This is a genomic window from Streptomyces sp. NPDC059371, from assembly GCF_042751995.1.
GTDB lineage: Bacteria > Actinomycetota > Actinomycetes > Streptomycetales > Streptomycetaceae > Streptomyces.
Map to the genome: position 1 here is coordinate 1 of NZ_JBHYXD010000152.1, position 14,091 is coordinate 14,091.

7 protein-coding genes and 1 pseudogene are annotated in these 14,091 nt (G+C 72.6%); 5 read left to right on the forward strand and 3 right to left on the reverse strand.

Annotated elements, in window-relative coordinates; all coding sequences use genetic code 11:
• Positions 1-186: 186 nt before the first annotated feature.
• A pseudogene (locus ACFXGX_RS41290) lies at positions 187-3,702 on the forward strand (BTAD domain-containing putative transcriptional regulator).
• A 64-nt stretch (positions 3,703-3,766) separates the two neighbouring features.
• Here ACFXGX_RS41290 and ACFXGX_RS41295 read toward each other — a convergent pair.
• Positions 3,767-5,851, reverse strand: a complete 2,085-nt coding sequence (locus ACFXGX_RS41295; protein ID WP_384803001.1) for a sigma-70 family RNA polymerase sigma factor — start codon at positions 5,849-5,851, stop codon at positions 3,767-3,769.
• A gap of 506 nt (positions 5,852-6,357) precedes the next feature.
• The gene (locus ACFXGX_RS41300; RefSeq protein ID WP_384803004.1) at positions 6,358-7,140 is read right to left on the reverse strand and encodes a TetR/AcrR family transcriptional regulator; all 783 of its coding nucleotides are present in this window, start codon (positions 7,138-7,140) and stop codon (positions 6,358-6,360) included.
• 374 nt (positions 7,141-7,514) lie between these two features.
• On the opposite strand from ACFXGX_RS41300, the gene ACFXGX_RS41305 reads away from it, so the two are divergent.
• From ACFXGX_RS41305 to ACFXGX_RS41315, 3 genes are all read left to right on the forward strand, one after another.
• On the forward strand, positions 7,515-8,879 hold the full coding sequence (locus tag ACFXGX_RS41305; RefSeq protein ID WP_384803007.1) for an NAD(P)/FAD-dependent oxidoreductase: 1,365 nt from the start codon (positions 7,515-7,517) through the stop codon (positions 8,877-8,879).
• A gap of 130 nt (positions 8,880-9,009) precedes the next feature.
• The gene (locus ACFXGX_RS41310; protein WP_384803010.1) at positions 9,010-10,677 is read left to right on the forward strand and encodes a SpoIIE family protein phosphatase; all 1,668 of its coding nucleotides are present in this window, start codon (positions 9,010-9,012) and stop codon (positions 10,675-10,677) included.
• Positions 10,678-10,824: 147 nt separating this feature from the next.
• Positions 10,825-11,640, forward strand: a complete 816-nt coding sequence (locus tag ACFXGX_RS41315; protein ID WP_384803013.1) for a class I SAM-dependent methyltransferase — start codon at positions 10,825-10,827, stop codon at positions 11,638-11,640.
• Positions 11,641-11,728: 88 nt separating this feature from the next.
• Here the strand turns inward: ACFXGX_RS41315 and ACFXGX_RS41320 are convergent, their stop codons facing one another.
• Entirely contained in the window at positions 11,729-13,003 is a 1,275-nt protein-coding gene (locus ACFXGX_RS41320) for an MDR family MFS transporter (RefSeq protein WP_384803018.1), read from the reverse strand.
• A 186-nt stretch (positions 13,004-13,189) separates the two neighbouring features.
• Between ACFXGX_RS41320 and ACFXGX_RS41325 the strand changes: the two genes are divergently transcribed.
• Entirely contained in the window at positions 13,190-13,738 is a 549-nt protein-coding gene (locus ACFXGX_RS41325; RefSeq protein WP_326786919.1) for a MarR family transcriptional regulator, read from the forward strand.
• Positions 13,739-14,091 lie beyond the last annotated feature (353 nt).

Consider the following 14,091-nt stretch of genomic DNA (forward strand, 5'->3'; position numbering starts at 1 on the left):
ACTCTCGCTGCGGCGCTACCACGCGCGACGCGGCCCCTGCTGGTCAGCCACCCCGGCCCGCGTACGCGCGGTGCGGGCGCGGATCGTGCCGAGAGAAGGGTTGGTGGGGGCGGAGGGACGCAGGCAAGAAGGGCTCGGACGGGGTGACACGGTGACCCCGGGCGGGTGGGCGGTGAGAATGGGGGCGTGCGGTACAGGATTCTGGGGGTTGCCCAGGCAGAGGACGACCGGGGAACCCTCGTCGCGGTGGGCGGCCCCCGGGTACGCAGGCTGCTCACAGCCCTGGCCCAGCACCCCACCCGAACCCTCTCCCCGGACACCCTCATCGACGAGGTGTGGGCGGACACCCCACCCCAGGACGCCCCCGCGGCCCTGCAGGCACTGATCGGCCGCCTCCGCCGGGCCATCGGCAAGGACACGGTCACCTCCGAGCCCGGCGGCTACCGCCTCCACGCCACCCGCGACGACGTGGACCTGTTCGTGTTCGAGCGACTCGTCACGGAGGGCAGGACCGCACTCGAGGAGGGCGACCCCCGCACCGCCGCCGCCCGCCTGCGCGAGGCCCTCGCCCTGTGGCGCGGCCCCGCCCTCGCGGACCTCCCCGACCGCACCGCCGCGACCCGCCCGGAGGCCCTGCGCCTGGAGGCGACCCGCAGCCGCGTCGAGGCGGACCTGCTGCTCGGCCGCGCCGCCGACGTCGTACCGGAGCTGAAGGAGCTGACGACGGCTCACCCGTACGACGAGGCGCTGCACGCTCTGCTCATCCGCGCCCTGCGCGAGACCGGCCGGGGCGCCCACGCGCTGGCCGCGTACGAGGACGTACGCCGTGCGCTCGGGGACGGTCTCGGCGCGGACCCCGGGCCGGAGCTCCGGAACCTGCACGCCGCGTTGCTGGACCCATGGGACGACGCAAGGGACCCACGGGACCCACGGGACCCACGGGACCCACGGGACCCACAGGGCCCACAGGGCCCAAAGGACACGCAGGACACACGCGGACCGCGGGAGCCCGCATCCGGCGCTGACGGCGACGCGGCGACCGGGCCCCGCCCCGGGGACCCCTCCCGTGCCCAGCGGACCGGGAACATCCGGCCCCGGCTGAACTCGTTCGTGGGACGGGAACGCGAGGTCGGGGCCATCCGTTCGGATGTACGGAGGGCCCGGCTGGTCACGCTGACCGGACCGGGCGGTTCGGGGAAGACCCGTCTCGCCGAGGAAGCCGCCGTCGGGCTCGACCAGGCGTGGCTGGTCGAGCTGGCCCCGCTCGACCGCCCCGAGGCGGTCCCGGGCGCGGTGGTCAGCGCCCTCGGTCTGCGCGAAACCGCCCTGATCCCGAACGAGATGGCGGTCGCGCAGGACGACCCGGTCGCCCTGCTCGTCGAGTACTGCGCCCCGCGCAGCCAGCTCCTGATCCTCGACAACTGCGAGCACGTGATCGACGCGGCGGCCGCACTCGCCGAGACCCTGCTGACCCGCTGCCCGGGGCTCACGATCCTCGCCACCAGCCGCGAACCCCTCGGCATCCCGGGCGAGTTGGTGCGTCCGGTCGAGCCGCTCCCGCCCGATCCCGCACGCCGCCTCTTCACGGAGCGCGCCTCCGTGGTGCGCCCCGATGCCGCCACCGCGCTCCACGACTCCGCCGCCGTGGACGAGATCTGCCGACGGCTCGACGGTCTGCCCCTGGCCATCGAGCTGGCCGCGGCCCGGCTGCGGCTCCTCACCCCGCGGCAGATCGCCGACCGGCTCGACGACCGCTTCCGGCTGCTCACCTCAGGCAGCCGCACGGCGCTGCCCCGCCAGCAGACCCTGCGTGCCGTCGTCGACTGGTCCTGGGATCTGCTCGACGAACGGGAGCGGACCGTGCTGCGCGAGGCCTCCGTGTTCGCGGGCGGCTGGGACCTGGCCGCCGCGGAGGCCGTGTGCACGGGCCCGGCCGCCGACCCCATCGGCGCGCTCGTCGACAAGTCCCTCCTCGTCGCCACCCCGGCCGGCACGGGCGGCGACAGCCCTCCGTACGGACACGACGACGGTCTTCGAGACGCCTGGAGCCATGGCGGCGACGCGGGCGGCGGGATGCGCTATCGCATGCTGGAGACCATCCACGAATACGCCACCGAACGCGCCGCCGAGGTCCCCGGGCTGCGCGCCGCGGCCGAGCGGCGCCACCGCGCGTGGGTGCGCGCCCTGACCGAGGAGGCCGAGCCCCAGTTGCGCTCGGGCGCCCAACTCCCCTGGATCCGGCGCCTGGAGAACGAACACGACAACATCCGGGCGGCCCTCCGGCGCGCGCTCGCCGACCGTGACGAGGAGGAGGCCGGTGCTCTCGTCCTCGACATGGGCTGGTTCTGGTGGCTGCGCAACTTCCGGTACGAAGCCATCACCTGGACGGAACTCGTCCTGAAACTCGGCACGTTGCTCGGCACGCCGTCCGATGGCCGTCCGGTCGGGACCGTCGGTTCCGTGTCCGCCCGCGGTGACGCCCTTTTCGCCGAGCTCGAAGGCGTCGATCCGGTGGTCGTCTTCCTCGACCATCCCGAGCGGGAGGAGAAGCACCCGTTGCGCGCCATGCGGATGCGGGTGCGCATGCTCCACCTGTTCATGAAGGTGGACGTCGTCCCGCTGGGCGAGTGGGAGGACAAGCGGCTGCGGGAGTACGTGGAGCGGGTGCGGGGCGCCTTCGAGCGGGGCGGTCCGGACGCCGCGCGCATGCCGGGGATCATCTGGCCGATGGCCGCGCACTTCCTGGGCGAGCCGGACGACGTGGGGCCCGCGATGGACGCGGCGGTCGCCAACTGCCGTGAGTTCGGCGGCGAATGGGAGATCGGTGTCGCCCTGATGTTCCGTACGCACATGGTCGTCGACGCCCCGGGCGGTATGCCGGGAGTGGACGAGGACCTGGCGGAACTCCGGGTGCTCAGCCGACGCGTCGGGGACCGCTGGATGCGCGCCCAGGTGTGCAGCGCGGCCGGCGAGGCGGCCATGGCGCGCGGCCTGTTCGACGACGCGCAGGGCGAGTACGAGGAGGCGCTGCGGCTCGCCTACGAGGTGGGGGCGTACGCGGAGGTGCCGTTCCTCATGGCGCGGCTGGCCGAGATCGCCTACCGCGCGGGCGAGCGTTCCGTGGCCCTGGCGAAGCTGGACGAGGCGAGCGCCGCCGCCGACCTGTAAGGGGTGACGGATTCCCGGGCGTTCGTCCATCTGCTGCGCGCCCAGGTGGTCCTCGACGGTGGGGAGGTCGCCCTCGCGCGCGAACTGTGCGAGAAGGCGCGCGAGGAGAGTCTCCGCGGCACCCCGCCACCGCAGTTCACGGTCGGGCTGAACGGCATCGACGCCATGGTCACGGCCGCCGAGTCCGGCCCTGTCGCGGGTCTGCGGAAGCTGAGTGCCACGCTGCGGCACGCGATGGACGCGCGGTGCGCGGACGTGGTGGCGTCCGCCGTCGTCGAGGGCGCCGCGCGTCTCTTCGGCGAGCTGGGCGCCCACGCGGTGGCGGTGCGGCTGGTGGCCGCGGGTACCGGCTGGCGCGGCGGGGATCTGCGTCCCGTCCGCGAGAGCGCCGACGTACGGCGCACCGAGGCCGCGGCCCTCGCGGCCCTCGGCACCGAGCGCTACGAGTCCGAGCGCGCCCACGGCTCCGGCTACACCCAGGAACAGGCCCTCGGCGAGCTGGCCCGGGCAGTCGAGGCGTACCCCGCGGGGTAGGTGTTCGCCGGCACGTACCTCGTGGAGCGGGTGTTCATCGGCACGCACCCCGTGGAGCGGGTGCTCACCGGCACACGAACCTCGACTCCGCCCAGTCGCCCAGCGTCGTCGAGTCGAACGGGCTGTCGGGTTCGACGACGAAGCGGACCGTCCGGTGGCCGGTGAGGTTCACATGGACGGGGACCGCCGGGTCGCCGCCCTCGATCAGCGGTGACCGCCACAGTTGCGACCCGTCCGCGTAGACGGAGAAGCGCACCTTGCCCAGGCCCAGCATCAGATCGTCGACACCGGCCAGGGCGTCGTACGAGCCGCAGTCGCGGTTGAGGTCGACGGTGACCGAGGACCGGCCGTGGACGGTCACGCCGTACGCGTACCGGGTGTCCCCGATGCTCATCCTGTGGCGCTGCCACACCCAACTGCTCTCCCCGATCCGCATCTCCGGCTCGGTGTGGTCACCGACGACGTCGTAGTCCAGGTCGCTCCACCGGTAGACGACGGTGGCGGGTGGGGGAGGCGTGGGTGCGGGCTCCGGGTCGGGCTGCGGCGGGGGTGGCTTCGGCAGCGGAGCCGGGGTGGGGGCCGGGGTCGGCGTGGGGCGCGGAGTCGGGCCGGGGCTCGGGGCCGCTTTCGGTGCCGGCTTCGGGGCGGGCTTCGGCTCGGCCGAGGGGGGCGGGGCGGGCGCCGGCCCGTGCGCCACGGCCGGTGGCTTCGGCGCGGGGGCCTTCTCGGACGGCGCGGGCGAGGTCACCGGCGCTTCGACGGCGGGCGAGGCGGCCGGTGCCGCCTCCGGCCGCCGGGCGGGGCTGCCGTTGCCGACCAGCGACAGAGCCACCGCCGCCGCGGCCACCGCCACGACACCCGCCGCGATACCGGCCTTGACCGGCGCGCCGAGCCCCTCGGAGACCGCGGCGCCACCTCCGGCGCTCGCGCCTCCGGACCCGCCGCCCGCCACGGCCGCCGCGCCCGCGACTCCGGCCGCTCCCGCTCCGGCGCCCCCGGCGATGAGCGCGACCGCCTTCGCGTACCCGGCGGCACCGAACCAGCCGATGACAGCGACCGGCACGACCGCGGGGATCCCGCCCGCCACTTCCTTGATCTGGCCGGCGGCCAGACGGCATCTGGCGCACTCCTCCAGATGCTTGCGCAGGCCCCGTTCGGCACGGGTGCGCAGGCCGCCGCGGGCGTAGGCGCCGAGCCGGTCCGCGTAGCGCGCGCACTCCTCGTCCCTGGTGAGCGTGGTGCTCACGTGGGCCTGGAGATAGGCCTGCCTGAGCCCCTCGCGGGCGCGACTGGCGAGTACCCGGGTGCCGTTCGCGTCGAGACCGAAGAGCGTGGCGACCTCGCCCGGGGACTCGTCCTCGACCTCGGTGTGCCACAGCACGGCCTGCCAGCGCTCCGGCAGCGAGCGGAAGGCGCGCATGGCCATGGACTGTTCGGCCTCGTGCATCGCGCGTACGTCCGCGCCGAGGTCGAGGGTGTCGTCGCCGGAGACCTCGGAGCCACGGGCGGCCTGCGCCGCGAACACGGCGAAGTCGTCGACCAGTTGCTCCCGTCTGGCCGTCCTCGTCCAGTTCGCGGCGACCCGGCGGACCGTGGTGAGGAGATACGCGCGCACGGCGTGCTCGGGGCCGCTGCCGCCGCGTACGGCCTGGAGCATGCGGGCGAACACCTCGGCCGTGAGGTCGTCGGCGGTGTGCGCGTCGCGGCAGCAGGTGCGGGCGTAACGGCGGACGGCCTCGGCGTGCCGGCGGTACAGCTCCTCGTACGCCGTGTCGTCCCCCGCGCGCATCCGCTCGATCAGACCGGCGTCGGCGGGTGGGGCCACCGGGGACGCCGGCTCCCGCGGGGGCGGCAGGATCCCGCTCTCACGCACGTCCCACCGGTCACGCTGCGAGGGCACGCCGACATCGGCCGTTCCGGGGTCGGGACGGTCATGGGGCGGGTCGTCGTCCTCGCCGCCCGGGGCATCGCCGTCCGGCGCGTCGCCGCTCGGGTCCCGGTCCTCGCCGGGCGGGCTTCCGCCGTACGGGCTTCTTCCCCCGTACGGTCCGCCCTGGCTCGGCACTTGTCGTGACGGTGAACCGCCCATTTCCGTGCCGCCGTCGGCGCCACCGTCACCGGGTGACTCGTCCCGCCCGTCCACACTCATCGCGGAAAGCCCCCGCCTGCACACTCGGACCCGAATACCGGGCCAGAGTGCCACAGGCTCCCGGGCCGGAACGTGCTCGTACGGACCAACCACTCGTCCGAGGGGACTTGTCGCTCTGGAGTACTAACCGTCACCCGTTCGGGGAATGGTCAACAGCCGCCGCCCGCACGGAAGTGGGCGTTCCGCACCGGAGCGGCGCCGGAAGGGCGACGCCCTCGGGGCGAGTGACCCCACGCCCGCCGAAAGCACGATGCTCCCGGGGCGAGTGACCTCACTCGCCCCGGGAGCATCCACGTGCTCACGAACGGCCGGGCGCGCGGCGGCGCCCACGGACACCGGCGCCCACGGACACCGGCGCCCACGGACACCGACGCCCACGGACACCGGCCCCGCTCACGCGGGGCGTTCTCGTGCCCCGGAGTGCCTTCGCGCTTCCGAACGCCTTCGCACTTCCGTACGGTCGCGCGGCCGCAACGCGCCCGCGCAACGGTCGCCTTCGGTCCGGCTCACGCGGGGCGCGAGCGCAGGCCCTCCAGCAGGATGTCGAGCAGCCGGGCCGAGGCCGCCGCCTGCTGGGCCGCGTCCGGCAGCGAAGGGGCCGCCGTCGCGATGACCAGCAGGACGTCCGCCACGGTGACGTCGGCGCGAAGTTCGCCCGCCGCACGCGCCCGGTCGACGAGCCGCCCGACCACCTCCAGCAGCGCCGCCGCACCGGCGTCGTCCACCTCGGCGATCACCTGCTCGTTCTCGGGAGCCGTCCGCTGCTCGACGAGCCGCAACTCCGGCGCGGTCTGGGACCGCTGCTGCGGCACCCGCGCCTCGTCCTGCTCGGGACCGTCCTCGGCCACGCCGACCCGCAGCACCTGCGGCGGCAGCAGCCGTCCGGCGCCCGAGGCCACCGACGTCCGCAGGAAGCGCGAGAGCGCCGACCACGGCTCGTCCTCCTGCCCGAGCGCGGAGCGGGCCTGGTCGGTCAGCCGGGAGGTCTCCTCCTCGGCTATCCGGCGCACGAGGACGTCCTTGCTCGGGAAGCGCCGGTACACCGTGCCGACACCGACCCTCGCCCGTCGGGCGACGTCCTCCATCGGCGCGCCGTACCCCAGCTCGCCGAAGACCTCGCGCGCCGCTCGCAGTACGTGTTCCAGATTGCGCTGTGCGTCCACACGCAGCGGCGTCGTGCGCGATCCGTCCGCCGGACCGCGGCCGTTGCCGCTCGTCGCCGCCGCGCCGATCGCACCACCAGGTGCGATGGCTGACGCGGAAGCCCAATGAGAGTCCTGAATATGCATAAGCGTTCCCCCGGTAATGACGTCTCCCCCCGGAGACTCTCCCCGCCATCGACAGACCGGAGCGTGTGGAACAAGCTTGAACGCGAGCCCGTCATACGGACTCGCCGAGCGCATCCCCTTACACCCCGTCGACACACGAACATAGTTGAGAGGGGGTCAATTCAGAAGGGGCAGGTTCCGCACGGAGCGCCCCCCGATCGGAGTACGGACCCTTTACGTCCCGGTTGCACCCTGTCCGAATACCCCCCTCACCCACCATGACCTGCGGGTTTTCCCTAGAGTCCGACAAATCGGCCAACTCTGCACGTTGTCGGCGACCGGTCACACAAATTGCCGGGGCTGTAGACAAACTCCGGAGCGGGGTGCGTCATGGGGTGGTGAAGGAACGTGCGCGCATTCTCATCGTCGGCGGCGGCTACGTCGGGATGTACACCGCCCTGCGCCTCCAGCGCCGGCTCAAGCCCGAACTGAAGCGGGGCGAGGTCGAGATCACGGTCGTGTCGCCCGAGCCGTACATGACCTATCAGCCGTTCCTTCCCGAGGCCGCCGCGGGCTCCATCTCGCCGCGCCACGTGGTCGTTCCGCTGCGCCGGGTCCTCGACCGCTGCCGGATCGTCATCGGCGAGGTCCGGTCGATCGACCACGCCAAGCGCACCGCCACGCTCACCACGCTCGCCACCGAGGAGGAGGGCGCGGGCGCGGAGCAGATCACGTACGACGAACTCGTGCTCGCTCCCGGCTCGGTCTCGCGCACCCTGCCGATCCCCGGACTCGCCGACTTCGCCATCGGCTTCAAGACGGTCGAAGAGGCCATCGGCCTGCGCAACCACGTCATCGAGCAGATGGACATCGCCTCCTCCACCCGCGACCCCGCGATCCGCGACGCGGCCCTGACCTTCGTCTTCGTGGGAGGCGGTTACGCCGGCGTCGAGGCGCTCGGCGAGCTGGAGGACATGGCCCGCTACACCGCGCGGTACTACCACAACCTCAAGCCCGAGGACATGAAGTGGATCCTCGTCGAGGCCTCGGACCGCATCCTGCCCGAGGTCGGCGAGGAGATGGGCAGGTACACCGTCAGCCAGTTGCGCCGACGCAACATCGAGGTGCGCCTGGACACCCGCCTCAACAGTTGCGCGGACCGGATCGCGGTCCTCAGTGACGGCGCGCGCTTCCCGACCCGCACCGTCGTGTGGACGGCCGGCGTCAAACCGCACCCCGTCCTCGCCGCGACCGACCTCCCCCTGAACGAGCGGGGCCGCCTCAAGTGCACCCCCCAGCTCGCCGTCGACGGCGTCCCGCACGCGTGGGCCGCGGGAGACGCGGCGGCGGTGCCCGACGTGACCGCGGAGCCCGGCAAGGAGACCGCGCCCAACGCCCAGCACGCCGTGCGCCAGGCGAAGGTCCTCGGCGACAACCTCGCGCACACCCTGCGGGGTGAGCCGCTGGAGACGTACTCACACAAATACGTGGGTTCGGTCGCCTCCCTGGGACTGCACAAGGGAGTCGCACACGTCTACGGGCGCAAGCTGAGGGGCTATCCTGCCTGGTTCATGCACCGCGTCTACCACCTCAGCCGGGTGCCGACCTTCAACCGCAAGGCCCGTGTGCTCGCCGAATGGACCCTGGCGGGTCTCTTCAAACGGGAGATCGTGTCCCTCGGTTCGCTCGAACACCCCCGTGCGGAGTTCGAACTGGCGGCCGGGGGAAAGCCTCCGGCCGACCCGAAGGGGTCGTCCTGACCGGACCGAGGAACTCCACCGGCAGGGACGGCGTCTGACGGATGCAGACCCGGTCGGTCAGACTGCCAGACAGGTCCACGACTTTGGGCGGGTGAACCGCTCGCCCTTCTAACACGAGGCTTTCCCCACTGTGAACTTCACGCGCTGGAGCGCCCGGCTCCCCGGAACGCAGCGCCGCGCCGCAGCGCGGACCGAGCACACGGCCGCACACACGGCCGCCCCGGACCGGCGCGGGGAAGGCTCCGTGCCGGCGGCCCGCGCCGAGCAGCTCACCGACGACCTCCCTCCCGGGCTCGCCGTCGACGAACTCCCGGTGCGCGCCGTCCTCGACCGCGTCCCCGCACTGGTCGCCCTCGTGCACGGCCCCGAGCACCGCGTCTCGTACGTCAACGACGCCTACACCGCGGCCTTCGGCGCCCGTCCCGCCGGCGCACCCGCGCGCGAGGCCCTGCCCGAACTGGACGAACTCGGCCTGCTGCCCCTCCTCGACCAGGTCCTGCGCAGCGCCAAGCCCCGCACCGTCAAGTCCCGCAAGGTGTCGACCGGCCGCTCCTACACGTTCACCTGCACCCCCGTCGACACCTCCTCCGAGAGCGACGGCCGCGGCGTCCTCGTCTTCGCCACCGACGTCACCGACCACGCCGAGGCCGCCGAGAGGCTGCGCGCCAGCGAACGCCGTCAGCGCGAGACCGCCGTCACCCTCCAGCGCTCCCTGCTCCCGCAGGAACTGGAGGAGCCCGACGACCTGCGCATCGCCGCCACCTACCTGCCCGGCGGCACGGAGGCCGCGGTCGGCGGCGACTGGTACGACGTCATCACCCTCGGCGGCGGCCGCACCGCGCTCGTCATCGGGGACGTCATGGGCCGCGGGGTCCGCGCCGCCGCCGTCATGGGCCAGCTCCGCACGGCCGTACGCGCGTACGCCCGTCTCGACCTGCCGCCGCACGAGGTCCTGCAACTTCTCGACGGCCTCGCCACCGAGATCGACGCCAACCAGATCGCCACCTGCGTGTACGCGATCCACGACCCGAACGAGGGCCGGCTGGTGTACGCCTCCGCCGGCCACCTGCCCATCCTGGTCCGCGACGAGAACGGCACCATCCACCGCGCCGACGAACCGACCGGGCCTCCGCTCGGCACCGGCGGCTGGCTGCACGCCTCCGGCTCGGTGCCGCTGGGCCCCGGCTCCACCGCCGTCCTGTACACGGACGGCCTGGTCGAGCGCCGTGACGAGGACCTCGACGAGGGCATCGCCTCCCTGGAGCGCGCCCTCGCCGGAGCCACCGGCAGCCCCCAGGTGATCTGCGACCGCCTGGTCCGCGCGGCCGGCGTCACCGCCGACCACGACGACGACGTCGCCGTCCTGGTCCTCCAGCACCCTTCACGTACGGGCTCCGAGGGCGAGCTCTTCCGCAACGCCGCCCTGGAACTGCTCGGCGGCATGGAAGCGGCCCCACGCGCGCGTGCCTTCGCCTCCGGCGTGCTGGCGAGCTGGCGCTTCCCCGACGATCTGCACGACCTCGGCGTCCTGGCCGCCAGCGAACTCGTCGCCAACTCGCTCCAGCACGGCACCCCGCCGATGCGCCTGCGTCTGCGCCGCACCGACCGCCGCCTGATCATCGAGGTCACCGACGGAGACGACCACCTGCCGCGCCGGCGCCGCGCGGAGCCCGGCGACGAAGCGGGCCGCGGCATCGCGATCGTGGCGACGATCGCCTCCGGCTGGGGCTCCCGCCGCACACCGGGCGGCGGCAAAGCGGTGTGGTGCGAGTTCGCACTCCCCCGCGCGGGGAACTGAATCCCGCGCGCCGGGTACTCGATCCCCGCGCCGGGTACTGAGTCCTCACTTCTGGAACCGGTCCCGTACGCCTGACACCGAACCGCGGGCAGGACACGTGCCGCGCGTCCCCTGGCCGAGAGGCCCGGCCGGTGCTAAGAGCTCCCCATGGCAGACGAATCGGGCTTTCAGCTCAAAGGAAGTGGCCCCGAGCGCTACGAGCGGTACGCGGCACCGTTCATGGCGCCCTTCGTGGAAGCGATCCTGGACGCGGTCGACCTGTATCCCGGCGCCGAGGTGCTCGACCTGGCCTGCGGCACCGGCTTCGCGGCCCGCGCGGCGGCGGCCCGGGTCGGCCCCGCCGGCCGGGTCTCGGGGGCGGACGTCAACGCGGGCATGATCGGCATGGCCGTAAAGCGAGCGCCCCGCATGTACCCGGACATCCGGTTCACCGTCGCCCCCGCCGAAAGACTCCCCTACGACGACGCGGCCTTCGACGTGGTCGTGTGCCAGCAGGGCGTCCAGTTCTTTCCCGACCTCGACGCGGCCTTCGCGGAGGCGGCCCGCGTGACACGCCCCGACGGCCGCTTCGCCGCCACCGCGTGGGCCGCCAGAGACCTCATCCCGTACTTCGTCGCCCAGTACGAGGCGGTCGAGGAGTACGGCGGCAAGGAACTCGCGGCCGACTACGAGGGCGCGTTCTCCGGCACCCCCGAGCGGCTCTCCGCCGCCTTGCGAGGCGCCGGGTTCCACGACGTCGCCGTCCGCCAGGTCACCTTCGGCATCCCCTTCCCGCCCCTCGACGCGTACGCCCCCGGCCAGCTCTCGTCCACATCCTGGGGACAGGCGATCGTCGACACCGGGGGCGAGGAAGCACTCCTGCGCGCAGGCCATGCTGTCCGCACCCGGCTCGCCGGCCACACCGCCCCCGACGGCACCGCCACCCTCCCCTTCACCGCGAACCTGCTGACCGGCACCCGCTGAGACCCACCCCGCGCACACGAAACGGCCGCCACCACGTCACTCCGTGATGGCGGCCGTCATGATCCGCGCCTGTCCCGCGGCCCGGCGGTCAGGCGCCGGCGGGCACCGGCTCGGCCGGAGCCCCACCCTGCGCGACCACCCGGCTCCTCGCGAGCGACGGCTGATTCTGTACGGGGGTGAGCTGCCGTCCGAGCCGCACGGCCAGGACGGTGATGCCGAGCGAGAAGATCAGGAACGTCACGACGTACGGGCCGTGCAGCGAGGCCCCCATCGGACCGCCCACCGCCGGGCCGATCGCCAGCGCGAGCTGCTTCACCAGGGCGAAGGCCGAGTTGTACTGGCCCGCCATGCCGGACGGCGCCAGATCGGCGACCAGCGGAGCGACCGTCGGCGACAGCATCGCCTCACCGAGGCCGAAGAGCGCGTACGTCGAGACGAAGGCCGCCGTGGCCATGGTCTGGCTGCCGTGCCCGAGGCCCGCGTACCCGGCGGCCAGCCAGGCGACGGCCCAGATGAGCCCGACCGCGGCGATCACCCGGGACCGCTTGCGGCGCTCGACGAACTTCAGCACCGCGAACTGCGCGACCACGATCATCGCCGTGTTCGCCGCCATCGCCGTACCGAGCGCGGACGTGGAGATACCGGCCGCCTCGACGCCGTACGCGGAAAGGCCCGACTCGAACTGTCCGTAGCAGGCGAAGAACAGCACGAAGCCCAGTACGGAAAGCTGCACCATGGCCCGGTTGCCGAGGAGCTGCTTCCAGCTTCCGCCCTTGGACCGGGGTGCGTCGTCGCCGATCCGCGGCGCGTGCGGCATCCGCACCGTCGCCATGATCACGACCAGCACCAGGAACATCGCCGCCTCGATCGCGAACAGCAGCGTGAAGGAGCTCGCCCGGTCGGGGTTGACGATGTGGCCCCCGATGAGACCACCGACACCGAGGCCCAGGTTCTGCAGGAAGAACTGCGTGGCGAAGGCGCGCGACCGGGTGTCCGCCGACGAGCAGTCCACGATCATCGTCGCGAGCGACGGCTGCATCACGGCCTGCCCGGCACCGAGCGCCGCCGCCGACAGCACCACGGTCGTCGCGCTGCTCGCCAGCCCGAGGCTCAGCGCACCGAGCGCGGCTGTCACCAGGGCGGTGAGCAGAACCGGCAGCGGACCGCGCCTGACGATCGCCCGTCCGGCGAACGGGAGCACGACGAGAGCGGCCACGGCGAAGGCGGCGAGCACGACGCCCGCCGTCATGGAGCCGAGTCCCCGCACCTGCGCCACATAGACGTAGAGGAAGGGGACGGTAAAGCCGAGCCCGAACGCGCCGAGCGCGTTGCCCACGTGGATCCGGCGCATCGCCGCGCCCATCGCCCTGGTCACTTTCACCTGCCTTGGTCGTGAAGCCGTACGGGCCTGTCCGCTGCCGGGCACCGTGTCCGTGACCGGTTCCCTACGCATGGATGCAAGCCTGAAGACTTCAAAGCTAAAGTTCGAGGTTGAACTGTACACCTTGAAGGACTTCAATACCAAGCGACCTCATGCGATACTCGGGCCATGGGCGACACCCCCGGCGTCAGTGAGCCGACACTCGAAGAACAGATCGCCGCCTACCAGCGCGAGTTCCAGGACCTCGACCCCCAGGTCGAGAAGATCGTGTCGGCGCTGTCCCGCCTCAACCGGCGGATGAACGTCGCCTACGGCCGTCAGACCGCCGCACTCGGCATCAGCAACGCCGAGTGGGAGGTCCTGAAGGCACTGGTCCTCGCCGGCGCCCCGTACCGCCTCGGCCCGAGCGAGCTCGCCAAGCGCCTCGGCCTCACCCCGGCCGCCATGACCCACCGCATCGACCGCATGGTCGCGGAGGGACTGGTCACCCGGGAGCGCGACGAATCGAACCGGGTGCGCGTCATCGTCGAGCTGACCGATGAGGGCCGGGAGAAGTGGCTGGAGGCCATGCGCCTCGCCACGGTCTTCGAGGAGGACCTGCTCCAGGACCTCTCCACCGAGGACCGAGGTGTCCTGGGCGAGGTCCTGACCCGCCTGCTGCGACGGGTGGAGGACGCCCAGCCGGACGCGGGCGGCCGGCTCAGCGACCTGGATTAAAGATCTTGACAGGCGGGTGTTGACAGTGCCCTGCCGGATGAGTAAAGTTCTTCGAGTTGTCACGGAGCCGGTCTGGTTCCGGGACGGCACCTCCGCCGCTGATGCGGCAATCAAATCTTCAGCACGATCTCCCAGCCGGGGTGAATTCGGTGTGTCCGAATTCAATTCGAGTGGGGTCCGGCGGCCCGATTAGGAACTGCCGGGAAGATCCGCTAAAGTTTGAGACGTCGGAACGGCCCAACGGCCGGGAAGGCAAGCCCCGCTGACTGGGAGTCAGGCCCGAAAGAGTCTGATAGAGTCGGAAACGCAAGACCGAAGGGAAGCGCCCGGAGGAAAGCCCGAGAGGGTGAGTA

Excerpts from the sequence above, each read along its gene's own strand:
- ACFXGX_RS41295 (WP_384803001.1), bottom strand. The coding sequence starts at position 5,851 with ATGAGTGTGGACGGGCGGGACGAGTCACCCGGTGACGGTGGCGCCGAC.
- ACFXGX_RS41300 (WP_384803004.1), bottom strand. The coding sequence starts at position 7,140 with ATGCATATTCAGGACTCTCATTGGGCTTCCGCGTCAGCCATCGCACCT.
- ACFXGX_RS41315 (WP_384803013.1), top strand. The coding sequence starts at position 10,825 with ATGGCAGACGAATCGGGCTTTCAGCTCAAAGGAAGTGGCCCCGAGCGC.
- ACFXGX_RS41320 (WP_384803018.1), bottom strand. The coding sequence starts at position 13,003 with ATGGGCGCGGCGATGCGCCGGATCCACGTGGGCAACGCGCTCGGCGCG.
- ACFXGX_RS41325 (WP_326786919.1), top strand. The coding sequence starts at position 13,190 with ATGGGCGACACCCCCGGCGTCAGTGAGCCGACACTCGAAGAACAGATC.